The organism is Bacillus sp. FSL K6-2431 (assembly GCF_038005165.1).
In the GTDB taxonomy this organism is placed as follows: domain Bacteria; phylum Bacillota; class Bacilli; order Bacillales; family Bacillaceae; genus Bacillus; species Bacillus pumilus.
This window is the reverse complement of sequence record NZ_JBBOSQ010000001.1, coordinates 1,576,551-1,601,903: the sequence shown is the minus strand read 5'-3', so window position 1 is coordinate 1,601,903 and position 25,353 is coordinate 1,576,551. Positions and strand designations below refer to the sequence as shown.

Genomic DNA, 25,353 nt, shown 5'->3' with positions numbered 1-25,353 from the left:
ATGTTTCCTTGATGCAATTTTTAATCATCATATGCCCATCTTCATGAAAAGTCAACTATCTGAACTAATAGGTTTGTTTATCATATGTAAGTGAAAAAAATAGATACCTTGTCAATCCAACACATAAAAAACACCGCCTTTATAGACGGTGTCCCTACTGCTTCCTCAGTTATTTGTTTTTTTAAGATACCCTTGATCCCACACTACGGAAGATCAGGCTTAAGATGATGACAAAGATCGCTGCACCTAAGATTGCTGGAATGATCGCAAAGCCTGCCAAACTAGGACCCCACGTTCCAAGTAATCCATGACCAATCCAAGCACCTGCAAGTCCTGCAATCATTGAACCGATCCATCCTCCTGGTACACTACCTCCAGCGAGTGCACTGCCAATAAGGCCGATGACAATCGCCACAACTAATGAAATCAGAAATCCTAACATGTTGATCACTCCTCTTTTTGTTTGTGTATTAAGCAATAACCGTTTTGAAAAAGTTTCAAACCTTTCGAAACCGATTCAATGTTCTATACGTATGATGGAAAAGGATTGTGTATAATAACAAACAAATACTTCAGCAGCATCTAAGGAGGAAAAAGGCATGGAGGAAAGAGAGTGGCTAAAAGCACAATTAAAGCAGATTGAACAGTGGGAGAAAGATCAGCAAAAGGTATGGTTTTGGGAGAAACTCAGCCGCCTGCCATTTCAAATGCTGGACAAGCTGACGCCTGCCTTTATCCAGAAAAAAATCGGTGTGCTGCTAGATGAAATGGGGCATTACATTCAATCAGGCGGTGCCTATTTGACATCAGAAAAAGGCATCATCCATCAATTTCAAAAGAAATGTGCCGACGAATCGATTCAGCGTATAGAAGATATAGAAAAAGCTCCAATTGAAATCATGGATGCGATTAGTGAACATATGGGGAGAAATAGGACGAATCTCGCCACGGTACAAGGGGCGACAACGGGTGTCGGTGGTATGTTTACACTGGCTGCAGATATTCCTGCGGTACTTGGTCTCTCCCTTAAAACACTACAGGATATTGCCGTCACCTATGGCTATGATCCTAAAAACAAGGAAGAGCGGGTCTTCATCATAAAATGCTTACAGTTGACCTCTGCTGATGTGGTTGGGAAGAAATCGATATTAAAAGAACTCAGGAGCTATCATGCTTCCGAACGGAAACACGAAAACATGTTCTCACAAATCCAAGGATGGCGTGAGGTAGTCTATAATTACCGAGATTCATTTGGCTGGAAGAAACTGTTTCAGCTTGTTCCCGTAGCAGGGATTTTATTTGGCGCAGTTTCCAACCGCTCACAACTAAAAAGTATTGCCGAAACAGGCATGATGCAATACCGAAAGCGAAGAATTATCTCAAGATTAGAAGAGCTCACGCAGCAAGAACAGAGTGAATCTGGTGCATAAAAAATCCCTTTCTCAAAGGGATTTTTTATTTGGTCTTATCCTCTTCTTGAAAAGCATGGATCGGAGAATGTTCATAACGCGCACGCAGCTCACGAATCTGTTTGATTAGGGTAGAACCAATGGTTTTTTCGGCTTCCTCATACAGAGGATCGAGGGCTTTCATCCATTTTTGTCTTTCTGCTGGCGTCAATTCATGAATGGCAATCTGCGATTCCCGTTTAATGTCCTCCAGCTGATCTTTGTTCATCTGTTCTGCATGTTTTTCATTCCAAGCTGTTGTTTCTTCCATAGCTTCAAGTAAAATTCGTTTCGTTTCAGGTGTCTGGCGATCAAAGAAGGGTTGATCTGTTAAGACCACATAGCCTAAATACCCGTGATTACTGATCGTCATATAGTCTTGTATATGATAGAATTTTTTTGAATAAATATTTGAAATGGTATTTTCTTCACCATCTACTTTTTTTGTTTCTAATAGCTGAAACGTCGAATTAAACGATTCCTGATAGGGCTTTGCGCCAAGAAGTTTGAATTGTTTTTCAATCATGTCGCTTTGCATAATGCGGAGAGATTGGTTTTTTAAATCACTAGGCTGTTTGATTGGACCTTTATTAGAGGTGATTTGCTTAAAGCCATTTGTCCAATACGCCATTCCCTTTAGCCCGTCTTTTTGCAGGGTGCCAAACAATTTTTGTCCAATTGCACCGTGCAAGCCTTCCTGAACCGCATCATAATTAGAAAAAGCAAAGGGAAGGTCAAGTGCCAGCCACTCAGAGGATAGCATGCCGAGCTTCGAGGTAGATGGTGCGATAAATTGAACTTGATTCTCTTTGAGTGCATTAATTTCTTCTATATCAGAATAAAGACTTCCGTTGGAGAAAATTTGAATGGTGATCTTCCCATCGGATTTTTCGTGCACAAGCTCAGCAAATTTCTTTGCGGCAAGTCCTTTTGGTGTATTATCTGCCACGACATGGCTAAATTTGAACACAAGCTGATCCTTCAGCCCTGTTTGTTCATCGTCAAAGGTCGTCGCTGCCTTTGGCATCATATGATAAAAACCAAAGTATAAAGCGGTTACAAAACCGATCAAGAGCAATAGTGTATAGGCGAGTAAATTCTTCATGCGTCCGATCCCCCTTATGTCAAGCATACTTGACCGAGGAAGAATTCGTAAAGATACAGGTGAAAAAAATGATGAGAAATCGATTGAAATTACAACAATTATCTATTAGATGGAAGCTCACCATCCTCACATATTTCGTTGTCATTTTCGCCCTTTTAATCGGAGGAATTGTCCTTGTTGGGGGAATCCAGCAAACAGAGGAACGAGAGCTTCGAAAAAGGCTCATGAACACAGCGAGAACAGTTGCGGAGATGAATGAGGTAAAGCAGGCGTTAGCTGATCAAACAAAGAAACGTGACCGATTACAGCATGCCATCGAAGAGATTCGGATTATTCAAGACGCTGACTACATTGTCGTCATGGATATGGAGCATGTGAGATTAACGCATCCAGTGAAAGCAAGGATTGGCCAGCGTTCGGAGGGGACAGATGAAGAGCCTGCTTTTGCCGAGCATATTTATTTCTCAGAAGCAGAGGGAGAGCTTGGGACCGCCATCAGAGCGTTTTATCCAGTGAAGGATGATCAATTTAATCAAACAGGGGTCGTCCTTGTAGGGAGAACGCTGCCAAGTATGATCGATATATTAGGAGAAATGAAGCGGGATATCCTCATGATCCTTTTGCTGACGCTCAGCTTTGGGCTTGTAGGTTCATTTTTACTCGCTCGTCATATTAAACAGCAAATGTTTAAGCTGGAGCCGCATGAGATTGTCAGAATGCTAGAGGAGCGCACCGCAACCTTTCACTCTATTAATGAAGGGGTCATCGCCATTGATAATCAGCACATGATCACCATTTTTAATGAAAAGGCGAAGCAAATCTTTGGCGTGACAGGGGATGTCGTAGGCCGGAATATTTGGGATGTGCTGTCTGACACAAGACTTCCAGAGATCATTGATCGCGCAGAACCCGTCTACAATGAAGAAATTCATATGAGCGGAAAGCGGATTATGAGCAGCCGGATTCCGATTGTCATGAAAAAGAAAATTATTGGAGCGGTCGCCATTTTTCAGGACCGGACAGAAGCGGCAAAATTAGCAGAGGAGCTAACCGGGGTTAAGAACTTTGTAGACGGTCTGCGGGTGCAAAATCATGAGCATATGAATAAGCTTCATACGATTGCCGGGCTGATTCAGCTTGGTAAACCCGATCAGGCGCTCGATTTAGCCTTTCAAACGACGGAAGAACAGGAACATGTGCTGGACTTTCTTCACCGCGTCATACAGCATGATGCCGTTGCGGGATTATTGATGAGCAAAATCAGAAGGGGCAAGGAGCTAGGCATAAAGGTCGAAGTAGACGAACATAGCTGTCTGCGTGATTTCCCTGAGCGTCTAGATCAACATGATATGACGAAGCTGCTTGGCAACCTGATCGAGAACGCCTTTGCTTCGTATGATACTGTAGAAAGAGACACAAAATGCATTTCGATTAGTATTGATCAAACCGAGGATGTCCTCGCGATTTTAATTGAAGACAATGGCTCCGGGATTGAAGAGGAAATGATTCCTTATATTTTCGATAAAGGCTTCACACACGGCAAAGAAGGCGGAACAGGCTATGGCCTGTATATTGTAAAAACGATTATCGACAAAGGGATGGGAAATGTAGAAGTCACATCAAGCATCGGCATTGGTACCACCTTCTCAATCGAATTCCCAATGATCATAGAGGAGAGAGACAGATGACTCAGATTAAGGTGCTATTAATTGAAGATGATCCGATGGTGCAAGAAGTGAATAAAGAGTTCATTAAGAGTGTTCCTGGCTTTCAAGTGGCGGCAGTCGCAGGTAATGGGGAGCAGGGCATCCAGCTCATCAAAGAAATTCGTCCAGACCTTGTTGTCCTCGATGTATATATGCCAAAAAAAGATGGCGTAAAGACGCTTCAAGACATTAGAAAGCAAAAGATACAGGTGGACGTGATCGTTATTTCTGCGGCAAAGGACAAAGAGACGATTGGCACCATGCTTCAAAATGGTGCACGAGATTATATCATCAAGCCATTTAAGTTCGAACGTATGAAAGAATCACTTGAAAGCTATAAAGCGTTTAAATCTAAAATTCGCACAGCAGCAGAATTTTCTCAGGAGATGCTGGATGATATCATACGAAAGCCTGCTGTTAAGCAGGAAGATACTTGGCTCCCTAAGGGGCTGAATGTGCATACGATGAATGAAATTAAAGCCTATATGGGCATGCAGGAAGGTCCGCAGTCTGCAGAGGAAGTTGCCAATGCACTCGGCATTGCACGTGTCACGGCACGCCGGTATTTAGACTTCTTAGTGAAAGAAGGCGAGCTGAAATTAGATATGCAATATGGCGGGGTAGGCCGGCCTGTCAATAAATATATCGTACATTCTGACTAAGAGACCAAAAAGACCAAAATGTACGATATGTTCATAAGCTTCACAGCCTTTGATGAAATCGCTATCATTTAGCTACAGATAACAGTTAAGCGTTTACATCAAAGGGTGAGGGAGTTGATTTTTTATGAAGAGGCTTTTGAAGAACCTGACATTTCAGGTGATTGCAGCTGTCATTATCGGGATCATTGTCGGGATGGTTTGGCCAAACGTCGGAAAAGAAATGAAGCCGCTTGGTGACACCTTTATCAATGCCGTTAAAATGGTCATCGCACCAATTATTTTCTTAACCATTGTTCTTGGTATTGCCAAGATGGGGGATATGAAAAAGGTTGGAAAAGTTGGGGGAAAAGCATTTATTTATTTTGAAGTCGTCACGACGCTTGCTTTGGTCATCGGTCTTTTTGTCGTAAATATCATGAAGCCAGGTGCAGGTCTGGACTATAGCAAGCTTGAAAAAGGGGATGTTTCACAGTATACCCAAAACGGGGGACAGGGTATCGACTGGATGGAATTTGTCACACACATTGTGCCATCTAACATGGTAGATGCTTTTGCAAAGGGTGATATTTTACAGGTCTTATTCTTCTCTATTTTATTCGGTGTTGCGCTTGCTGCACTTGGCGAGAAGGGGAAAGGAATCATTGAGTGGCTTGATAAGCTGTCACTTGTTTTCTTTAAAATCATTGGATATATCATGCGTGCTGCGCCGCTTGGTGCATTTGGGGCAATGGCCTATACAATCGGTCACTTTGGTTTGGCATCGATTAAACCGCTCGCAAGTCTGATGCTCTCCGTTTATTTGACTATGTTCCTGTTCATCTTCGTTGTGCTGAATATCATTTGTAAAATGTATGGCTTCAGCCTGTTTGGTTACCTGCGATTTATCAAGGATGAAATTTTAATTGTTCTTGGCACAAGCTCATCAGAATCCGTACTGCCAAGAATGATGGATAAAATGGAACGCTACGGGTGCTCTAAGTCTGTTGTGGGTCTTGTCATCCCAACAGGGTATTCCTTTAACTTAGATGGAACCTCGATCTACTTATCGATGGCTGTGGTCTTCTTAGCGCAAGTGTTTGGTGTAGACTTGTCTATCGGCCAGCAGATCACCATTATCCTTGTTCTAATGCTCACATCAAAGGGAGCGGCTGGGGTGACAGGAAGCGGATTTATCGTGCTGGCTTCTACACTCGCTGCACTACAGGTCATTCCGCTAGAGGGGCTTGCACTTCTGCTTGGAGTAGATCGATTCATGAGCGAAGGAAGAGCCATCACAAACCTCATTGGAAATGGAATCGCGACAATTGTTGTGGCGAAAAGTGAAGGTGAATTTGACGAAGCGAAGAGCAAAACAGCCCTTCAAGAAATGCGCAATATGAAGCAAGCTGTATAGTATAAAAACAACCAAAAACCGAAACCTTATGTCTACATGGGGTTCGGTTTTTTCTTGTGTTGAAAAGAAAAAACATGAAAGCTTGATAAATTTAGGTCGAATCGTAAGACCTCAATGACCTTTTGTTATATAATTTACAGAAAGATCCGATATAATGTATATCAGATCCAATGAAAAATAGACTTTAGTCCTGGCAGGTGTATAACGAAATGGCAGCATTTTTAAAATTGTTCGAAAAACCCGGTGTTAAGCGGTTTTCTGTATTTGTAGTATTAGCCACAGCCTTATATTTATTAAGAGGAATGATGAATTTAATTCTCTTGACCTTCATATTCACCTTTTTGATGAATCGGTTAGAAGAGGTCATTAGAGGCTTTTTAAGTCGCTTCCTGAAAATAGGGCAGAAATCGGTTATTACCATTTTGTATATTCTTTTGGCTGGTGGATTGACGGTTGGCGGATTCGTGTTTGTGCCAATCATCGCCAAACAGGTGGAGCAGCTATTTCATTTAGGAAAGAAAATTGCAGATCATCCACAAGATTTACCCTTCATTGATGTCATCACGAACGTATTCGGAGATTTTAAAATATCAGCTTACTTTGAGAAAGGGTTTAATTTCCTCTATACATACTTAACTGATTTCAGTACGTTCAGTATCCAGGTCATTATGTCCTTAATATTAAGCATGTTCTTCCTGTTCGAAAAGGAACGCCTCATTCAATTCATGAACAAGTTCAAAACGAGTAAAATCTCTGTGTTCTATAACGAAATCGCCTTCTTTGGACGTAAATTTTCCAGAACGTTCGGAAAGGTACTCGAAGCACAGTTTATTATTGCAACTGTTAACTGTGTTTTAACAACCATTGCGCTAGGTATTATGGGATTCCCGCAATTATTTGGATTAGCGGTCATGGTCTTTTTGCTAGGCTTAATCCCTGTGGCAGGTGTGGTTATCTCACTTATTCCACTCAGCATCATTGCGTATACGCTTGGAGGCGGCATGTATGTCCTGTATATCGTGCTTGTGATCGTCATCATCCATGCCATTGAAGCCTATTTCCTAAACCCGAAGCTCATGTCAGCAAAAACAGAACTCCCTATCTTCTTCACATTTGTTGTGCTGATCTTCTCTGAACACTACATCGGCATTTGGGGACTGATTATTGGTATCCCGATCTTTGTGTTCATTTTAGATATTTTGGAGGTCACGAATAAGGAAGAAAGTAATTAAAAAGTTCATATGAACCTGTTTACAATTTTCCGAAAATAAGGTATAAATAGTATGAAAATATCATATTACCACACGCTTAATCCTTCTAAAGGAATGGGGGACCCATGTTTTTGGGGTGAATTTTTCTCTGTGAGAAAAAAGGACATCTCTTCGTCCTAACCCGTCAGCTAACCTCATCGGCGTGAAGAGAGTAAACAGTGGTACGTGTATGGAAACAAAGACCCACGAGAAAACTCTCTTGTGGGTCTTTGTTGATGAGGAAGGGGAGATTTTATTGAAGCTAGCGACGAAAATTATTATTGCCTTGTTTGTAGGTGCAATCACAGGACTATTGCTTAACATTTTTGCTCCAAATGTATTCAAAGTGTTAGACCCTTATCTATTTACGCCTCTAGGTCAAATCTTCTTAAACCTGATTAAAATGTTAGTGGTGCCGATCGTATTCTTTTCCATCACACTAGGTGTAGCAGGTCTAGGTGATCCGAAAAAGCTTGGCAGAATCGGCGTAAAAACCATTACTTATTTCCTGCTTACTACTACTTTTGCCATCATCATTGGCATTTCATTAGCCTTATTAATCAAGCCGGGAGCATTCGGTCATTTTGATACGAAAGCAGCTGATTATTCCGCAGAGGAAGCCCCATCAATGGCAGAAACACTACTCAACATCATCCCAACCAATCCAGTCCAATCTTTAGTTGAAGGAAACATGCTTCAAATCATCGTCTTTTGTGTATTTTTAGGTCTTGGCATTGCCATGCTTGGGAAGAAGACGGAAGGTTTGCTAAAGCTGTTTGAACAAGGAAATGAATTAATGATGTACCTTGTCGGCATAGTGATGAAGTTCGCACCGTACGGAACATTCGGTTTGATCGCAACTGCCATTGGCAGTCAGGGATTTGATGCGATGAAAGCGATGGGCCTTTATTTCTCGGTCGTGTTAGTTGCGCTCGTGCTGCATTTCTTCCTAACTTATGGGTCAACTGTCGCCATTTTAGCGAAGCGAAATCCGATGGCATTTTTCAAAGGATTTTCTCCAGCAATGGTTGTCGCATTTAGTACGTCAAGTAGTAACGCAGTCCTCCCAGTCTCGATGGAAACAGCCCAGAAACGTTTGAAGGTGCCGGAGCCGATTTCAAGCTTTGTACAGCCGCTTGGTGCAACCATTAATATGGATGGCACAGCGATTATGCAAGGGGTCGCGACTATTTTTATCGCGCAAGTGTATGGAGTTGAACTGACGCTTGTCCAAATGCTGACGGTTGTCTTAACGGCTGTCTTAGCAAGTATCGGTACAGCTGGTGTGCCAGGAGTTGGGCTCATTATGCTCGCTATGGTACTGAACTCTGTGAATCTGCCGGTTGAAGGCATTGCGCTCATCCTTGGCATAGACCGCTTATTAGATATGGCAAGAACCGTTGTCAATATTACAGGTGACGCCGCATGTGCGGTGATTGTGACAGAAACGGAGAAAAAACACGAGAAAGACGCAGCATCACCGAATCTATCCATGTAATGTAAAAGAAGGGCTGACTCGATCAGCCCTTTTTTTCATGGAGTCCCTTGTCTTGCGTGATATACTTTTAACAGAATGAGCGGTCTTATTTGCCGCTTTAGGTTTTACATCAGAAGGAGGAACCACGTTGGAATCTGCTGTTCTAAAAGTAGAGAAAGTCGATAAACGAATTGGCCGGAAAATGATCTTACAAGATATATCTATAGAAATAGGGAAAGGGGAAATCGTCGGCCTACTAGGACCAAATGGGTCTGGAAAAACAACCTTGATTCGTTTGATCGTTGGCTTGATGAAAAAAAACAATGGCCGAATCATGATCAATGGATATTCACAGGATGAGGATTTCCTACATGCGATGTCATCTGTTGGTGCAATCATAGAAAATCCCGAATTTTATTCTTATTTAACAGGCTTCGAAAACCTTGAACTGTATGCGGCGATGCACGATGGAGTGACAGAGGAACGAATACAGGAAGTGGTGAAAAGAGTTCGTCTGGAGCACGCCATTCATCAGAAGGTGAAGACATATTCACTGGGGATGAAACAAAGGCTTGGGATTGCACAAGCCATATTACATCAGCCGAACCTGCTCATTTTAGACGAACCGACAAATGGACTTGATCCTGCAGGTATGAAGGAATTCAGGGAGCACTTGCAAACGCTAGTAAGAGAAGAAGGAACGTCCGTCTTATTCGCCACACATTTATTGCATGAGGTTGAAGAGCTATGTGACCGCATGATCATCATTCAAAAAGGACAGATCAAAGCCAGTGCCATGCTTCGAGACATAGAGGGGAAAGAACAGATGCTCATGAATATTCAGCCAGTGGAAAAGGCGGCTGCGTGGCTTGATACACATGCCTATACATATGAACGAAACGGAGCGCATGTATTACTTCAATTGAACAAAGACCAAGTGCCTGAGCTGAACAAACAGCTTGTTCTGGCTGGATTTGCTGTACTTGAAATGACGCCTCAAAAGCCATCAATTGAAGAGGCATTTATGAAATGGACGGAAGGCGGGACGGCAGATGCTTCAACTCATCAAGAATGAGCATAAGAAAATTACGAGGAAAAAGATCACGTTCATTGCACTTGGATTGATTGTTGTGTTTCAATTAGCGATGGCTCTAGCGTTGAAACGAGTCATCTCCAGCTTTGGTGGACAAGACACTGTCGCCAACTATTTTGCTTATTCCACAAACGTCGTGTTTATTTTACAGGTGCTCGCGGTTGTCATTGGCGCGACCTTGATCTCAACAGAATTTCAAAAAAGAACGATCAAGTTTTTATTGATACGGCCCAAAACAAGGCTGCAAATTTTCCTGTCAAAATACATCACACTTGTGCTGACGGTCATCTATTTGTTTGTTTTTTATTATGTCATTGCTTTCCTATTTGGCTTTATTTTCTTTGGTACTGCATTTGACGAAAGTACGGGACGACTATTTCAGCATACATTTGCTGTGATCGGATCTCAGTGGGTGGAAGTGATCATGATGGCAAGCTTCGCTTTTATGTGTTCCAGCTTGTTTAGGAACAGCCTCGTTGCGCTTGTGACCTCGTTTTTTGTTTTATATGCGGCTAAATCACTTGTGCCTATTATGTCTCTTTTAGAAAATCAGTGGGGGAAAATCCTGCTTTTTGCTAATACAGACTTTACTCAGTACAGCTTTCAAGGACCGCCGCCGTTCCAAGGCATGAGCCCTTTGTTTTCTCTATTTATGGTAGGGGCGCATTTTGTTTTCTTTGTTGGCACGGCTTGGGTTCTTTTTTGGAAGCGTGATGTAAATGTGTAAAAATTGTGTCAAATAACAAGAAAAATTCGTGACATCTTTGTGAAAACGAGTCTGCATTTCACGATAACCGGCTGATTTTGTCTTATAATAAGAGGGAGTCTTGGAGGTGGCACTATCGTGAAAAATTTCATTACGGCTTTACCCATTTTGTTGCTGCTGTCGTTTTCGTTTGTGTCTTTTGCCTTCCAGTTTGATCATCTTATTTATTTCAGACTAGCGCTGGGGATCTTTTCGTTAGCGGGTCTTTTCTTTCTGTATACACTTAAAAGAAACATGAAATGGTTCATGGTTTATTTATATGCGAGCTGGATCATACTTGCAGCTGTCACAACATTTGAGGAGCCTGTCTTTTCTCAGTTCTTCTTCGGTGGTTTAACAATGACTATGGGTTATCTCACATATATGCTCATTTATTTAGGAATGAAGCAGGACCGTGTAGCGAAATCACATTAAAACAAAAGCCGATAAAATCACAGCATAGATTTTATCGGCTTTTTTTGTTGAAAAAGACAAAAGAGAGGAGCAGCCAGCTTTGACTGCTCCCCCTTATGTTTATGATTCACGTCCAGCAGCTGCAAGCTGCTTCTGATGCTTTTTGTCGATGGTTTCGTATATACTTTCCATCATTTTAGGATCGCGCATGATGGCTTTCTTGTTTTCTTCAATCAATTGCTGATACGTTTTGATTTTCTTCTTAGACATGTGACTCATCGCTCCTTTATAAGAATAGACGTCTATAGGATTCTACATAGATGAAATTGATAATCATTTTCAATTAGCACCTTTATTATACAAAGCACAATGCCGGAAGTAAAGATTATATTCAGAAAATTCACGTAATCGACAAATTCGAAGCCTAGTCGACGCTCATTCTTTCCCAGGAAATAATTTCTGTCATTTCTTGTCGTAAGAGAAGCATCTATATAAAACATTCTTTCGCTCATTGAAACGTTTTGACTGAACAATTCGTCTTATGAAGAGATTTGATGTAAGAGATGGAGAAAAAAAGACACCAGCAAGTGTTTGCTGATGTCCTTCGTTTCACGATTTAAGAAACGTGCCCTTGAAGAAACTCTGTCACTTCTTCAGGTGATTTTGCGTTTGCACTGTGTAAATGACCTGTTTTTTCGCCATTTTTGAAAATTAACAGGCTTGGAATACCCATGACCTGATACGTTTCTGCTAATTCAGGGAAATCATCTTTGTTTATTTCAAACCATTCATGGTTAGCATACGCCTCTAAGATGTCTGGAATGAACATGTCCATTCTTGTACAGTCAGGACACCATGTTGCAAAGAATTTAACGATGACTTCTTTGTCAGATTGAATGATTTCATTGAATTGTTCAGTACTTGTGATTTTTTTCAATTTGTCACAACTCCTTTTCAATGTCATTTTAATATAAAATAAAGGCGAATGACATACAAATGCTCGGGAGGCGCTTACAACTTTACAAATCATTTCAATTCCGTAACAACAAAAATTAATTAGAGCATTTTTGCTTGAAAGTGATAAGATAGTAAAGATGAATTTTAGTGGGGGGAGTATCCATTGAAAATAAGTTTAGGATTGATTTACGGCGGAAAGTCAGCCGAACATAATGTATCACTGCAAACAGCCCTTGCAGTTACAAAAGCACTTAACACTGAGAAGTTCGATATACATCCAATTTATATTACAGAAGAGGGCGAATGGCTAAGAGGAGAAAAACTCACTGAACCAGTATCAAACGTCAGAATGCTTCAATTTGAACAGAGCGCAAAGACGTTTTTACCAACTTCTTTAAATGAGAGCATGTTTCCACAGCCTGCATCCGCTGATGAGAAGATTGATGTTGTCTTCCCATTGTTGCACGGGCCAAATGGTGAAGATGGAACGATGCAAGGATTACTTGAACTGCTAAATATCCCGTATGTCGGCAACGGCGTTCTTGCTTCTGCCGCGGGTATGGATAAAGTCATGATGAAAGATGTTTTTGCTCAAGCAGGACTTGCACAAGCAAAGCACCTTTCCTTCAATAAAAAAGACTATGAGAAAGCCACAGCAGACAGCTTAGAACAGGTAGAACAAGTACTTGGCTATCCATGCTTTGTGAAACCTGCCAACATGGGATCAAGTGTTGGAATAAGCAAATGCCGCAGCAAAGAAGAGCTGCAAACCGCATTCGACTTGGCTTTCCAATATGATCGTCGTGTGGTCGTAGAAGAAGGCGTCGTAGGAAGAGAAATCGAGATAGGTGTATTAGGAAATGACGAGCCGAAGTGCTCTGTCGTTGGTGAAATTGCACCTAAAACAGATTTTTATGACTACAAAGCAAAATATGAAGATGGCGATACAGATTTGATCATTCCTGCGAGTGTGTCAGAAGATGAATACAAGACGATTCATGATATGGCGATTAAGGCATTTAAATCCCTAGATGGTTCTGGTCTTGTACGTGCAGACTTCTTCCTCACAGAAAAAGGCGAAGTGTTGATCAATGAAGTGAATACAATGCCTGGATTCACACCATTCAGTATGTTCCCGCTTCTTTGGAAGCACACTGGTGTAGAGTATCCAGAGCTAATTGAAAAGCTAGTGTCACTTGCAATTGAACGCCATCAAGAAAAACAAACCATTAAAACGACTTTTTAATGTGAGCAACAAGCAGACACTATCCTTAGGTAGTGTCTCTTTTCCTTCAAACGTGAAATGAGAAAGAGAGGCGAAAAAATCATGATCAAACGTACAGTGAATCAAATCGCCCAAATGGCTGGTGGGACACTATCTAATCAAGCTTTTGGCGAAGAGCAAATTTACGGAGTGACGACAGATACACGAAAAGTATCAAAAGGTGCATTGTTTATCCCCTTAATTGGAGAACATTTTAACGGTCACACATTTGCTTCTAAAGCAGTGGAGCTTGGAGCCGCAGCCGTTCTTTGGAATCAAAAAGAAGCCAATCCACCGTTCGGTGTACCTGTCATTCTTGTCGACGATACACTGGCAGCACTGCAGCAATTGGCAAAATCATATTTAAAAGAAGAAAACCCTCGTGTTGTCGGTATTACAGGAAGTAACGGGAAAACGACAACGAAAGATATGATTCATTCCGTCTTACAAACAACGTATCAAGTTCATAAAACAGACGGTAACTTTAATAATCATATCGGTCTTCCGCTCACTATTCTTGCGATGCCAGAAGGTACAGAGATAGCTGTCTTGGAGATGGGCATGAGTGCAAAAGGCGAGATCGAGTTCTTGTCAAACCTAGCTGAGCCTGATGCAGCAGTCATCACCAATATCGGAGAATCTCATATGCAAGATTTAGGATCAAGAGAAGCCATTGCTGATGCAAAATGTGAGATCACAAAAGGGCTAAAAAAGGATGGTACCTTTTATTATTTAGGAGATGAACCTTTGATCCGCGAGAGAGCGACTGCACTTTCGCAGCAAGTGAAAACCTTTGGAGAAGCAGAGGACTGTGATATCAAGGTAACGCATATCAACCAGCTTGCAGAAGGAACTGAATTTCAGGTCGAAGGGTATGCCCAGGGGTTTCTCATTCCTGTATTAGGGAAACATAATGTAAAGAATGCCCTTGCTGCCATTGCCATAGGCCAGCATTTCGGACTGAATGAAAGACAAATCGCCCAAGGACTCATGCAAACAAAGTTAACAGGAATGCGTCTTGAACTGTTTAAAACAGAAAAAGGAATCACTGTTATCAATGATGCGTATAATGCAAGTCCTACTTCCATGAAAGCTGCCATTGATCTTGTAGGAGATATGGACGGCTTTGCAAATAGGATTCTTGTCCTTGGAGACATGCTCGAAATGGGCAGCGAGGAAGAAACGTATCATTATGAACTAGGCCGCTACATCAAGCCTGAATTCATTGATCATGTGATGACGTATGGCCGCCTAGGTGCATTCATCGCTGAAGGAGCAAAGAAATCATTCGGTGACGCGCGCGTGTCCTCATTTATGGACAAAGAGGAACTGAAGAAAAAACTTGCTGATGTAGCAGGTCCTGACGATGTTGTTCTCATCAAAGCCTCACGCGGCATGAGATTAGAAGAAGTCATTACTGCGCTATAAAAAGTGAGCGGCAAAGAAGGTGACAGAATGATTGGCTGTCTATGTATACATGGATTCACAGGCGCTCCCTATGAAGTGGAACCGCTAGCGCAATATTTAAAGCAGAAGACAGATTGGAACGTTCAGTCTGTCACGCTTCCGGGGCATGGAGATGAACTTCAGCTAAAAGGTATTCTCTATCAAGAATGGATTGCGACAGCTGAATTAGAACTTCTTTCTCTTTACAGAACATGTGATACCATTTTTTTGATCGGGTTTTCCATGGGAGGAATGATTGCTTCTTATCTTGCAGCGAAGTATCCAGTTGCTCGTCTCGTCCTTTTAAGTGCTGCGGCGAAATATGTGAATCCAAAACAAATGATTCAAGACACAAGGCAGTTGGTGAAAGAATCATTGTCTGGGCTGATTGATACGAATCCTTTGTATGATAGATACCGTCATAAGCTAACGAGCACACCGCTGTCAGCCGCTGTTGAATTTATGAAACTGGTGAAGCAAACGAAGAGCTCCCTTGAGAAACTACACCTCCCTGTGTTAATTGTTCAAGGGGAAAGCGATGGGATTGTGCCAGCTTCAAGTGCACAATTTATTGATCATAAAATCCCGTCTCGTCAGAAAGAAGTGTTTTATTTACCTGACTGTAAACATCATGTTTGTCACGAGCCGTGTGCACAGCAATTGTTTGGAAAAGTAGAGCAATTTCTAAAAAAAACAATTTAATCTATAGAAAAGCGAAAATGTGGCTAAACTAATATAAATTGAATCCCACTTGTTAAAAATTGCATCATTTTTGTCGAATGAGTGACAAGCCTATGGTACAATAGGAAAGAAAAGGTGGCTGATTCGGTTGTTTCAATACGATGGAAAAACCTTTGTCCCGCAGTCTAATTCGAGTAACGGAGAAGTATCGGCAGGCACCATATTTCAATATCGTCAGGACGGGAATATATTAACGGGCACATATCAAGGCGGCAGTATTGTATCTGGTGTACTTGTAGGAACTGTAAATGAGGATGGAACACTTCATTTTAGATACCACCATGTCAGCAAAGACGGCAGCATGAGAAGCGGGTCTTGCAATTCTACACCTAAGCAGTTGGATAACGGAAAAATTCAACTGTTCGAAAAGTGGAAATGGATGGATGGCGATCAAAGTGATGGTGAATCTGTCATTGTGGAACAGTAGATATATCCATTTCTGTCTTGTTGAAAAACAAATAGTGTAATGGTAAGATATAAGGTAGGGTAATTCGGGCTTTGTATATAATGGACCTGTCCTTTCGGGTAAGGGCAGTTTTTAATGATCATTCACGAGATTACTGAAACAGCAATTAGAAGGAGTTTGAATAATTTGACTATAACGTTTCAAGATTTTCAATTAAGCGAAAGTCTCATGAAAGCTATTAACCGCATGGGATTTGAAGAAGCAACACCGATTCAAGCGGAAACAATTCCTCTCGGTCTTCAGAATAAAGATGTCATTGGACAAGCACAAACAGGAACAGGAAAAACTGCAGCGTTTGGTATTCCTCTTGTAGAAAAAATTGACCCAGCGTCTCCAAATATCCAAGCGATTATCATTGCGCCAACAAGAGAATTAGCGATTCAAGTATCTGAAGAGCTATACAAAATTGGCCAAGACAAGCGTGCGCGTGTACTTCCGATTTACGGTGGACAAGATATCGGTCGCCAAATCCGTTCGCTCAAGAAAAATCCTCATATCATCGTAGGGACTCCAGGACGTTTACTCGATCACATTAACCGTCGTACAATGCGTCTTCAAAATGTTGAAACTGTTGTGCTTGATGAAGCAGACGAAATGCTAAACATGGGTTTCATCGAAGACATTGAATCGATCCTTTCAAATGTACCAAGTGAACACCAAACACTTTTATTCTCTGCGACAATGCCTGCACCAATTAAGCGCATTGCAGAACGTTTCATGACAAACCCAGAACACGTAAAAGTAAAAGCGAAAGAAATGACTGTCTCTAACATCCAACAGTTCTACTTGGATATCCATGAGCGTAAGAAGTTTGATACATTGACTCGTCTTCTTGACATTCAATCACCTGAGCTTTCAATTGTCTTCGGCCGTACGAAACGCCGCGTTGACGAATTGACTGAAGCACTTAACCTTAGAGGTTATACAGCTGAAGGAATTCATGGTGACTTGACTCAAGCGAAACGTATGGTTGCTCTTCGTAAATTCAAAGAAGGTTCAATCGATGTGCTTGTAGCAACAGACGTTGCAGCACGTGGACTTGATATCTCAGGCGTAACACACGTGTATAACTTTGACGTACCACAAGATCCAGAAAGTTACGTACACCGTATTGGACGTACTGGACGTGCTGGACGTACAGGTATGGCGGTGACATTTATCACTCCGCGTGAAAAAGATATGCTTCGTGCGATCGAGCAAACAACTAAACGTAAAATGGATCGTATGAAAGAACCAACACTAGATGAGGCAATCGAGGGACAACAACAAGTAACCATTGATCGTCTGCGCACAATCATCAGTGAAAACAACTTAAACTTCTACATGACAGCTGCTGCTGAATTGCTAGAAGATCATGATTCTGTCACAGTGGTTGCGGCTGCCATCAAAATGATGACAAAAGAGCCAGATGCAACGCCTGTTCGTTTGACAGATGAAGCACCAATGGTTTCAAAACGCAATCGTAACAACCGCAGCTCTTCTAAACGTAGAGACGGTGGCGGCGGAGGCGGCTATCGCGGAAAAAGCCGTTCATCTTACGGTGATAAAAAGCGTTCTTCAAATGACCGCAATCGTTCTTCTAGCGATCGCCGTCAAAAGAAATCTTATAATAGCTAATTCAAAAGCGAATCCTTTGCAGGATTCGCTTTTTTTAACAGGTTTACTGAAACTTTTTAGGCTTTCTTTCGTAATATATTGATAGAAAAGTAAGAGAATGGGGGAAGAATGTGAGAAAACAGCCGCAACGTCAAATAAGTTTAAATGGTTTAAAGGTATGGCGTCTTCAAAATGGAATTATCTCATTGATTTTCTTACTCATCATCATTGGGGTATTTGTTGCTAGTTATTATCTACAGTGGCCATATTGGATTGGCGCCATCCTCGCCGGTTTATGGGTCTTGCAGGTTATTTTTGGCATTTGGCTTATACCGAAAATACGTCATCGCATCTGGCGCTACGAAGTATTCGAAAATGAAATTGAAATTCAGCATGGACTCATTCGCGTTACACGTGTGATTGTACCGATGGTGCGTGTCCAGCATGTCGATACATCACAAGGACCGCTCTTAAGGCGCTACCGTTTGGCATCTGTTCAAATATCGACTGCTGCCACAGTTCATGATATACCGGCGCTAGAATTAGAAGAAGCAGATGAGCTTCGTGATTACATATCTCGTTTAGCAAGGGTGACGGAAGATGATGTCTGAACCAAAACGTGTACATCCAATCTCGATGTTCATTGATTTTATATCAGATGCCGTATCCATGATTAAAAACTTCATTATCCCTTTTTTCGTGCTTATTTTTGTGAACTCGAATTCGAGCATTCGTTTTTATGCATTTATCTTTCTTGGTGTGCTTCTTTTATGGAAAGCTGTTTCAACCGTTTTAGCATGGAGGCGATTTACCTACCGGATGGAAGAGGATGAATTTCGCGTGGAATCGGGCGTCATCACAAAAAAGAAAAAATATATTTCGTTAGAGCGAATTCAAACGGTGAATACAAGTGAAGGTATCTTCCAACGGATTTTTGGTTTGGTGCGGGTCCAAATCGAAACAGCTGGCGGAACAGACGGTCCGGAAGTGAGTCTGACGGCGATTACAAAAGCAGAAGCGGAACAATTAAAGCAATCGATTTTCAACCGGAAGAAAAGCTTGCAGCAAGAAGAAGTGGATGAAAATGGGGATGTCCCGCATGATCCTCTGACAGCGCAGCAACCTGTAGAAAAAGAAATCAATGTTTCCTACCGAATGGGTATACCAGAGCTGCTTTTGGCTGCGACCACTTCCAGTGGGATCGGAGTCATTATTTCTGGGTGCCTCGCCATTTACACACAAATAGATGAAATTCTTCCTTTGGACGGTTTCCTCAAGCGGTTTTCTTTTTTAAGTCATGCGAGTGTTGAGATTTATGCGATTCTCATATTTATTGCCGTATTGATTGCTTGGATTCTTAGTGTTGGGGTAACAGCCCTTCAATATGCGAATTTTACCGCGAAACGAAAAGGGAAAGACATCATCATCACAAGAGGGCTCATTGAGAGGCATCAAATGACCATTCCGCTTGCGAGAATTCAAGCAGTGAAAATCAAAGAAAATATTCTTCGTGAACCCTTTGGCTTTGCGACGGTGATGCTTGTGAGTGCAGGAGGTTCTATTACAGAAAAAGAAACCTCTTCCGTCTTATTTCCACTGATTCGGAAGAAAAAAATCAACGAACTGCTCTCTCAATTCACAGATGATTATCATTTGGCGCCAGAAGCTGAACTGAAAAAGGTGCCAAAGCGTTCGCTCAAGCGCTACCTGATCTCTTTCGGCTTTGTGCCATTACTTGTCGGCGTAATCCTATCTGTCCGTTTTCCGCCATGGGGGTATTTGGCACTTATTCCGCTGCCTATTGCTTTGTTTTTTGGTTATTTAGCTTATAAACAATCAGGCTATAAGATCAAAGATCCATTGATTCAACTGACATCAAGAGGCATTGGCAAAACCACTGGCATTGTCTTGAGAAAACGAATGCAAAACTATACGATGACGCAATCTTTCTTCCAAAAGAAAGGCCGAGTGGCGAGTATTCACACCTTTGTGAAATCCTCTGCGCTGCTTGATTCCTTTGGTGTGCATCACCTTGAGGAAGAAGATGCAGCACGTGTAATGGATTGGTATTCGTATGAAAAAAATAAATCTTCTTAAACAAAAAATGTCGATCCGCTTCCTGTTCATAGGAGTGATCGACATTTTTTTATGAGGTTAGTAGCGTCTTTTTTTTGAATGGAAAAATAGCGTAAGAGGTGCTAGGAGCATGCCGCCGATTAATCCAAATAAGTGAGCCATGATATTGATGTTCGAGTTGACGAACGTCATGATGACAGAGACGGCAAGAATCGTTAAGATCACCTGAGAATTGCCGCGGTCCATCATATGCGGTTTAAATAGAACAAGGTATAAATAAACGCCAAACAAACCGAAGATCGCACCAGACGCGCCGACATGTACATACTCTAAAGGCTCCACCCAATAGGTTCCGAGATTGCCAATGAACCCTGCACCAAGATAGATAATGAGAAATCGAACCTTCCCAAGCAAATGCTCAAGCGCTGGAGCGAATAAGAACAAAGACATAGAATTGAACAAAATATGGGTCAGACTTCCGTGAAGGAAAATAGGTGTGATGAGCCGCCACCATTCTCCAGTAGCTACACCATAATTGAAACCGACGAGATGGTCGTGACCAAGCTGTATAAGAGGGATAGGAAGCGCAAATATAAGCCATAGACCAAATTGCAAAGCAAGGATCGTTGTGACGATTGGATACGATCTAATAAATTGTTGAAAGCTCTCCGTTCGAATAAACATAACAAACCCCTTTTGACTAGATAATGGTAAGTTTATAGTAACACGTTTATGAAGAGAACATCCAAATTAGTACGAGTCTCATAGGAGGTACCTCATGATCAAAGGAATAGGTATTGATATAGTAGAGATCAACCGGCTCGCGCGCGTGCTTAGTAGACAGCCTCGTTTACCAGAACGGATTTTAACGTTAAGTGAACAAGACATCTTTCACACACTCAGTGAAAAGAGGCAGCTGGAATTTTTGGCAGGACGTTTTGCAGCAAAGGAAGCTTTCGCTAAAGCATACGGAACGGGAATCGGCCGGCATTTAAGCTTTCATGATATGGAGATCCAGAAAGACGAACTTGGAAAACCTTTCATCAAAAGCGAAAAGACGAAGGGTGACCAGGTTCACGTGTCCATCACTCACACGAAAGAATATGCTGCTGCACAAGTTTTAATTGAAAGGTTGTCAAGCTAGTCTGCATATTGTTTGTCCCCCCTTCATATATTGGGTAGTGCGATAAGGAAGGGCGAGTTGCTAACAGGCTTTGATGGTTCGCGGTACGCAGTTAACTCTTGAGGCGTACTGTTAAAGTCAAACAAGCGGTTTCTTCCTTTTAACACAATTAACGAAGGGGTTGAAAAGGGTGAGAAAAAGCTTTGTTTTGCTTGTAACGGGAATCCTTTTTGTACTGATTCTCTCCGCATGCGGTCAAAAATCTCAGCAGGATATCGTTGGAGATTTAAACAAAAAGGCAGGGGAAATGACATCATACAAAGCCAAAGCAAAAATGACCATTGAGACAGGAAATGACCCGCAGGAGTATCAAGTAGAAATTTGGTACAAGAAGCCGGAACTTTACCGTGTCTATTTAGAAAATCCGAAAAAGGATCAGAGTCAAGTCATTTTAAGAAATGGCAATGGTGTGTTTGTGCTGACACCTTCATTGAACAAGAGCTTCCGTTTCCACAGTGATTGGCCAAATAATAGCAGTCAGGTCTACTTATTTGAGTCACTCGTGAAGGACATTAAAAATGACAGTGCCGCTCAGTTCAAAGCGAAAGATTCAAAGTATGTGTTTGAAACCAAAACCAATTATCAGCACAACCAAATGCTGCCTACCCAAGAGATTACCTTTCATAAAAAAACAATGGCGCCTGCCAGTGTGAAAGTACTGGATAGCGACAAAAAGCCAATGGTGAAAGTGGAATTCTCTCACTTTGAATTCAATAAATCCTTTGACAAAGATGCATTTGATGAGAAGAAAAACATGACACTCTCTCAAATGGATGTTGCCACAAGTGCAGACCCATCTGACAGCTTTGCGGTGAAAACGCCAGTTGACATGCCAGAGGGTGTGAAGAAGATGGAAGAGAAAGAAATGATGACAGATGCCGGTAAGCGTTATGTCATGACGTATGGCGGAAAGAAATCCTTCACACTCATTCAGGAAAAAGCGAGAGTCGCTGAAGCATCTACGCCTGTGACAATGAACGGTGAGCCAGTCGACCTTGGCATGACAGTTGGGGTTCTCACAGATCAATCCCTTTCATGGACATCTGACGGAGTGGACTACTTGATTTCTTCAAGTGATCTATCGAAGGAAGAGCTCTTGATGGTTGCAAAGAGTGTAGAAGGCCAGTCAGCTAAATAAATACCTCAGGCGAGAGCCTTAGAAATGAAACATCAGCCCTATGCATGGGCTGATTTTCTTTGATTTGTTTCACATTATTCTTGATTTTTAGTATCATATGAGGGGATTGAATCATTCAATAGGGAAGTGTGACGGATGGACACAAATGCCTTTTATAGAGACACATGGGCAGAAATTAATTTATCAGCAATCAAGCATAATGTTTCACATATGAAAGATCATATCGGTCAAAGTGTTCAACTGATGGCTGTGGTGAAAGCCAATGCATATGGACATGGAGATATAGAAGTGGCGAGAGCTGCTCTCAAAGCAGGAGCAGACGTATTAGCCGTCGCCTTTTTAGATGAGGCGGTTTCTTTAAGAAATAAAGGCATCAAAGCACCAATACTTGTACTCGGCGCAGTACCGCCGGAATATGTCAAAGTCGCCGTTCGTTACAATGTCATCATGACCGCTTACTCCATCGATTGGCTGAGAGACGTCACCAAAGTGGTGAAAGGGCAGATGGGACAACCGATACGTTTTCATTTGAAAATAGACAGCGGAATGAACCGATTAGGTGTGAAAACGATAGAGCAAGTGAACGAAGTGAAAAAGCTTGTCAGCGAGCACTCTTATTTACAGCTGGAAGGCGTATTTACTCACTTTGCGACAGCAGATGAAAAGGATGAAGCCTACTTTGATCGGCAGGTCGACACCTTTCAAACACTGCTTGAGCCGCTTCATACGGACAAGCTGCTCGTTCATTGCGCCAACAGTGCTGCAGGTTTAAGGTTTAAAGACGTTTTGTTTAATATGGTTCGCTTCGGCATCAGTATGTACGGGCTGTCACCGTCTGAAGAAATCAAAGATGAATTGCCTTTCAAGCTCGAAGAAGCCATGTCTCTTCATACAAAGCTTGCCCATGTAAAGCATATTCAAGAGGGTGAGAGTGTCAGTTATGGGGCGACGTATACAGCCAATCAAGATACGTGGATCGGCACGGTTCCAGTCGGCTATGCAGATGGGTGGATCAGGAAGCTGGCAGCAACGGAAGTGCTTGTTGGCGGAAAACGCCGGAAGATCGCAGGAAGGGTTTGTATGGATCAATTCATGATTGAACTGAAAGACAAGCTTCCAGTAGGCGAGCCGGTCGTTTTGATTGGTAAGCAAGGAGAAGACATGGTATCAGTCGATGAAATCGCCAAAAGGCTTGAAACCATTAACTATGAAGTCACTTGCTCGATTGGCCACCGCGTTCCAAGAGTATATTTAGAGGACGGCGAAAGAGTGCATGTGCGGAATCCGCTCCTTCAAGGCGGGCCAAGTTTTTTATAAACAACATTCAAAAGAACGATAGTCAAACTGACTTCGTTCTTTTTTATTCGACAAAAGTAGGGTAAACATTCTCCCTTTTTTAGAGATTTTGGAAATACCGTATGATTTTCGGAAAAAAGCGTATAATGGGAAAGAGGAACTCCATTATCATCTTGATTTACGGGTGGCGAGCCGCTTCATGTTCTAATAAGAATTCATGAAAAAACAGCTTTGCTTGTGCATTGAATAATGGTATGATTAGTCTTGGAATGGATCGATACGGTATCCGTAAGTTTTGTGGAGGTGTATGTTTTTTGTCTGAATCCAGCGCAACAAATGAAATGAAGATTCGACTGCCGGAGGCTTTAATGTCTGAGATCGAACGAGTAGCAGAGCAGGATAAGGTAACAAGAAATGAATTGATCTACCGAGCGACAAAAACGTATATTCGTGAACGTAATATTCGACAAAATCGTGAATCGATGAGACGCGGCTACATGGAGATGGCAAAAATTAATCTGAATATCTCTTCAGAGGCACAATACGCAGAGTTTGAGGCTGAGAATACAGTTGAGCGATTAGTCAGCGGGGGTTAAACATTTGATTGTTAAACGCGGTGATGTTTACTTTGCTGATTTATCTCCTGTTGTTGGCTCCGAGCAGGGCGGGGTTCGCCCGGTATTGGTGATTCAAAATGACATTGGAAATCGCTTTAGCCCGACTGCTATCGTTGCAGCCATAACAGCCCAAATACAAAAAGCGAAATTACCGACTCACGTCGAAATTAATGCAAAGCGCTACGGCTTTGAACGAGATTCTGTCATTCTTTTGGAACAGATTCGTACAATCGATAAACAAAGATTGACAGATAAAATCACACATCTTGATGATGAGATGATGGAGAAGGTTGATGAAGCCTTACAAGTTAGTTTGGCTCTTATTGATTTTTAATATGGTGAGATATGGTTGCTCTACTGGGAGCAACTTTTTTTGTGTTCAATTTTTATTAACGTTATAATGAAGACAGACTAAAGAAGAGTTTTAAATGTAAGTAGGGGGTAAAACATGTCGAATCATATCGTGTTAGCTTTTGCAAGAAAGCATCAAAAGGAATTAGAAAATGAGTGGACGGACATTTTAAAACGACTCGGAGAAAAAGAAACGGACATGATGCTGAACGACAAAATGTATGAAACCATCTGTTCGGAATATGTTCAACTAATCATTACATCTCTTTCAGAGGGGTATAGTGAGGATTTTGAAGAAAAAGTGCAAAATTTTGCTTTAAAAATTGTTCAAATGGGTATATCACTTAAGTTACTGGCAAACGGTCTAACGGAAATCCGTACACATTTATATGAAAAAATGAACGATGACAAAGATACAACACAAGAAAGTCATGACCTCATTTGGCAAATCGATCGATTCATCACACCCATCCATAACGAGATCTTAAACCAGTACTCCATCTCATGGGAAAAAACCGTCAGCCTTCAAAAAATGGCGCTACAGGAACTTTCTGCCCCGCTTATTCCTGTATTTGAGCACATCACCGTCATGCCACTTGTTGGAACAATTGATACAGATCGTGCGAAAAAAATTATGGAGAATCTGCTCAATGGTGTCGTCAAACATCGCTCACAGGTCGTCTTGATTGATATCACGGGGGTACCTGTCGTAGATACAATGGTGGCCCACCATATCATTCAAGCGTCAGAGGCTGTGAGATTAGTAGGAGCGAAGTGTTTACTTGTCGGTATTCGCCCAGAAATAGCCCAAACGATCGTTAACCTTGGAATTGATTTATCTCAGGTTACAACAAAGAATACCCTTCAAAAAGGAATTCAAACTGCTTTGGAAATGACAAATCGAAAAATTGTTTCATTGGAGGGATAAC

27 protein-coding genes and 1 riboswitch are annotated in these 25,353 nt (G+C 41.8%); of the genes, 22 read left to right on the top strand and 5 right to left on the bottom strand.

Annotated features, from left to right (window positions below):
- Positions 1–181: 181 nt before the first annotated feature.
- The gene (locus tag MHH40_RS08055; RefSeq protein ID WP_003214275.1) at positions 182–442 is read right to left on the bottom strand and encodes a GlsB/YeaQ/YmgE family stress response membrane protein; all 261 of its coding nucleotides are present in this window, start codon (positions 440–442) and stop codon (positions 182–184) included.
- Between the two features lie 157 nt (positions 443–599).
- On the opposite strand from MHH40_RS08055, the gene MHH40_RS08050 reads away from it, so the two are divergent.
- A complete protein-coding gene (locus MHH40_RS08050) occupies positions 600–1,430 on the top strand; it encodes an EcsC family protein (RefSeq protein WP_310026088.1) in 831 nt (276 codons plus the stop codon).
- 25 nt (positions 1,431–1,455) lie between these two features.
- Here MHH40_RS08050 and MHH40_RS08045 read toward each other — a convergent pair whose 3' ends face one another.
- Entirely contained in the window at positions 1,456–2,553 is a 1,098-nt protein-coding gene (locus MHH40_RS08045) for a DctP family TRAP transporter solute-binding subunit (protein WP_310026091.1), read from the bottom strand.
- 68 nt (positions 2,554–2,621) lie between these two features.
- Between MHH40_RS08045 and MHH40_RS08040 the strand changes: the two genes are divergently transcribed.
- From MHH40_RS08040 to MHH40_RS08005, 8 genes are all read left to right on the top strand, one after another.
- Positions 2,622–4,241, top strand: coding sequence for an ATP-binding protein (locus MHH40_RS08040; RefSeq protein ID WP_374726565.1), 1,620 nt, complete (start codon positions 2,622–2,624; stop codon positions 4,239–4,241).
- Positions 4,238–4,921: a response regulator gene (locus MHH40_RS08035; protein ID WP_226804675.1), complete on the top strand. Its 684-nt coding sequence runs from the start codon at positions 4,238–4,240 to the stop codon at positions 4,919–4,921. Before MHH40_RS08040 ends, MHH40_RS08035 begins: the two co-directional genes overlap by 4 nt.
- 124 nt (positions 4,922–5,045) lie before the next feature.
- Positions 5,046–6,314: a C4-dicarboxylate transporter DctP gene (gene dctP / locus MHH40_RS08030; RefSeq protein ID WP_050945540.1), complete on the top strand. Its 1,269-nt coding sequence runs from the start codon at positions 5,046–5,048 to the stop codon at positions 6,312–6,314.
- A gap of 209 nt (positions 6,315–6,523) precedes the next feature.
- The gene (locus MHH40_RS08025) at positions 6,524–7,546 is read left to right on the top strand and encodes an AI-2E family transporter (protein WP_050945541.1); all 1,023 of its coding nucleotides are present in this window, start codon (positions 6,524–6,526) and stop codon (positions 7,544–7,546) included.
- Between the two features lie 63 nt (positions 7,547–7,609).
- Positions 7,610–7,742, top strand: a riboswitch (cyclic di-AMP (ydaO/yuaA leader).
- A 78-nt stretch (positions 7,743–7,820) separates the two neighbouring features.
- On the top strand, positions 7,821–9,062 hold the full coding sequence (locus tag MHH40_RS08020) for a dicarboxylate/amino acid:cation symporter (protein WP_050945666.1): 1,242 nt from the start codon (positions 7,821–7,823) through the stop codon (positions 9,060–9,062).
- Positions 9,063–9,189: 127 nt separating this feature from the next.
- Positions 9,190–10,116: an ABC transporter ATP-binding protein gene (locus tag MHH40_RS08015; RefSeq protein ID WP_050945542.1), complete on the top strand. Its 927-nt coding sequence runs from the start codon at positions 9,190–9,192 to the stop codon at positions 10,114–10,116.
- A complete protein-coding gene (locus MHH40_RS08010) occupies positions 10,094–10,861 on the top strand; it encodes an ABC transporter permease (protein ID WP_050945543.1) in 768 nt (255 codons plus the stop codon). The genes MHH40_RS08015 and MHH40_RS08010 overlap by 23 nt, the downstream gene beginning before the upstream one ends.
- A 117-nt stretch (positions 10,862–10,978) precedes the next feature.
- Positions 10,979–11,314, top strand: a complete 336-nt coding sequence (locus MHH40_RS08005) for a hypothetical protein (protein WP_003214381.1) — start codon at positions 10,979–10,981, stop codon at positions 11,312–11,314.
- Between the two features lie 99 nt (positions 11,315–11,413).
- Here the strand turns inward: MHH40_RS08005 and fbpB are convergent, their stop codons facing one another.
- Together fbpB and MHH40_RS07995 are read right to left on the bottom strand one after the other, a co-directional pair.
- Positions 11,414–11,563: a Fur-regulated basic protein FbpB gene (fbpB, locus tag MHH40_RS08000; protein ID WP_003214266.1), complete on the bottom strand. Its 150-nt coding sequence runs from the start codon at positions 11,561–11,563 to the stop codon at positions 11,414–11,416.
- Between the two features lie 346 nt (positions 11,564–11,909).
- Positions 11,910–12,230: a thioredoxin family protein gene (locus tag MHH40_RS07995; protein ID WP_050945544.1), complete on the bottom strand. Its 321-nt coding sequence runs from the start codon at positions 12,228–12,230 to the stop codon at positions 11,910–11,912.
- 183 nt (positions 12,231–12,413) lie between these two features.
- Between MHH40_RS07995 and MHH40_RS07990 the strand changes: the two genes are divergently transcribed.
- From MHH40_RS07990 to MHH40_RS07960, 7 genes are all read left to right on the top strand, one after another.
- Positions 12,414–13,496 carry a D-alanine--D-alanine ligase gene (locus tag MHH40_RS07990; protein ID WP_044140559.1) on the top strand — a complete coding sequence of 361 codons (1,083 nt, stop codon included), beginning with the start codon at positions 12,414–12,416 and terminating at the stop codon, positions 13,494–13,496.
- 81 nt (positions 13,497–13,577) lie between these two features.
- The gene (locus tag MHH40_RS07985) at positions 13,578–14,942 is read left to right on the top strand and encodes a UDP-N-acetylmuramoyl-tripeptide--D-alanyl-D-alanine ligase (RefSeq protein ID WP_050945545.1); all 1,365 of its coding nucleotides are present in this window, start codon (positions 13,578–13,580) and stop codon (positions 14,940–14,942) included.
- 27 nt (positions 14,943–14,969) lie between these two features.
- Positions 14,970–15,662, top strand: a complete 693-nt coding sequence (locus MHH40_RS07980) for an alpha/beta hydrolase (protein WP_050945546.1) — start codon at positions 14,970–14,972, stop codon at positions 15,660–15,662.
- A 127-nt stretch (positions 15,663–15,789) separates the two neighbouring features.
- On the top strand, positions 15,790–16,128 hold the full coding sequence (locus MHH40_RS07975; protein ID WP_003213982.1) for a hypothetical protein: 339 nt from the start codon (positions 15,790–15,792) through the stop codon (positions 16,126–16,128).
- 165 nt (positions 16,129–16,293) lie between these two features.
- Complete coding sequence (cshA, locus tag MHH40_RS07970; RefSeq protein ID WP_003214093.1) at positions 16,294–17,784, top strand: degradosome RNA helicase CshA; 1,491 nt, start codon at positions 16,294–16,296, stop codon at positions 17,782–17,784.
- Between the two features lie 110 nt (positions 17,785–17,894).
- On the top strand, positions 17,895–18,374 hold the full coding sequence (locus MHH40_RS07965; protein WP_003214135.1) for a PH domain-containing protein: 480 nt from the start codon (positions 17,895–17,897) through the stop codon (positions 18,372–18,374).
- Positions 18,364–19,860, top strand: a complete 1,497-nt coding sequence (locus tag MHH40_RS07960; RefSeq protein WP_050945547.1) for a PH domain-containing protein — start codon at positions 18,364–18,366, stop codon at positions 19,858–19,860. Before MHH40_RS07965 ends, MHH40_RS07960 begins: the two co-directional genes overlap by 11 nt.
- A 57-nt stretch (positions 19,861–19,917) precedes the next feature.
- Here MHH40_RS07960 and MHH40_RS07955 read toward each other — a convergent pair whose 3' ends face one another.
- A complete protein-coding gene (locus tag MHH40_RS07955; protein ID WP_340900893.1) occupies positions 19,918–20,523 on the bottom strand; it encodes a rhomboid family intramembrane serine protease in 606 nt (201 codons plus the stop codon).
- A gap of 94 nt (positions 20,524–20,617) precedes the next feature.
- Here MHH40_RS07955 and acpS point away from each other — a divergent pair, with 94 nt between their 5' ends.
- The 6 genes from acpS to MHH40_RS07925 all read left to right on the top strand — a co-directional run bounded on the left by acpS (position 20,618) and on the right by MHH40_RS07925 (position 25,352).
- Positions 20,618–20,983: a holo-ACP synthase gene (gene acpS, locus MHH40_RS07950; protein ID WP_050945549.1), complete on the top strand. Its 366-nt coding sequence runs from the start codon at positions 20,618–20,620 to the stop codon at positions 20,981–20,983.
- 160 nt (positions 20,984–21,143) lie between these two features.
- Entirely contained in the window at positions 21,144–22,160 is a 1,017-nt protein-coding gene (locus MHH40_RS07945; RefSeq protein ID WP_106030172.1) for a LolA family protein, read from the top strand.
- Between the two features lie 135 nt (positions 22,161–22,295).
- Complete coding sequence (gene alr, locus MHH40_RS07940; RefSeq protein ID WP_340900892.1) at positions 22,296–23,477, top strand: alanine racemase; 1,182 nt, start codon at positions 22,296–22,298, stop codon at positions 23,475–23,477.
- 293 nt (positions 23,478–23,770) lie between these two features.
- Positions 23,771–24,052: a hypothetical protein gene (locus MHH40_RS07935; RefSeq protein WP_003214273.1), complete on the top strand. Its 282-nt coding sequence runs from the start codon at positions 23,771–23,773 to the stop codon at positions 24,050–24,052.
- A 4-nt stretch (positions 24,053–24,056) separates the two neighbouring features.
- Positions 24,057–24,407 carry a type II toxin-antitoxin system endoribonuclease NdoA gene (ndoA, locus tag MHH40_RS07930; protein WP_003214169.1) on the top strand — a complete coding sequence of 117 codons (351 nt, stop codon included), beginning with the start codon at positions 24,057–24,059 and terminating at the stop codon, positions 24,405–24,407.
- A 114-nt stretch (positions 24,408–24,521) separates the two neighbouring features.
- A complete protein-coding gene (locus tag MHH40_RS07925; protein ID WP_003214372.1) occupies positions 24,522–25,352 on the top strand; it encodes an RsbT co-antagonist protein RsbRA in 831 nt (276 codons plus the stop codon).
- Position 25,353: the final 1 nt, after the last annotated feature.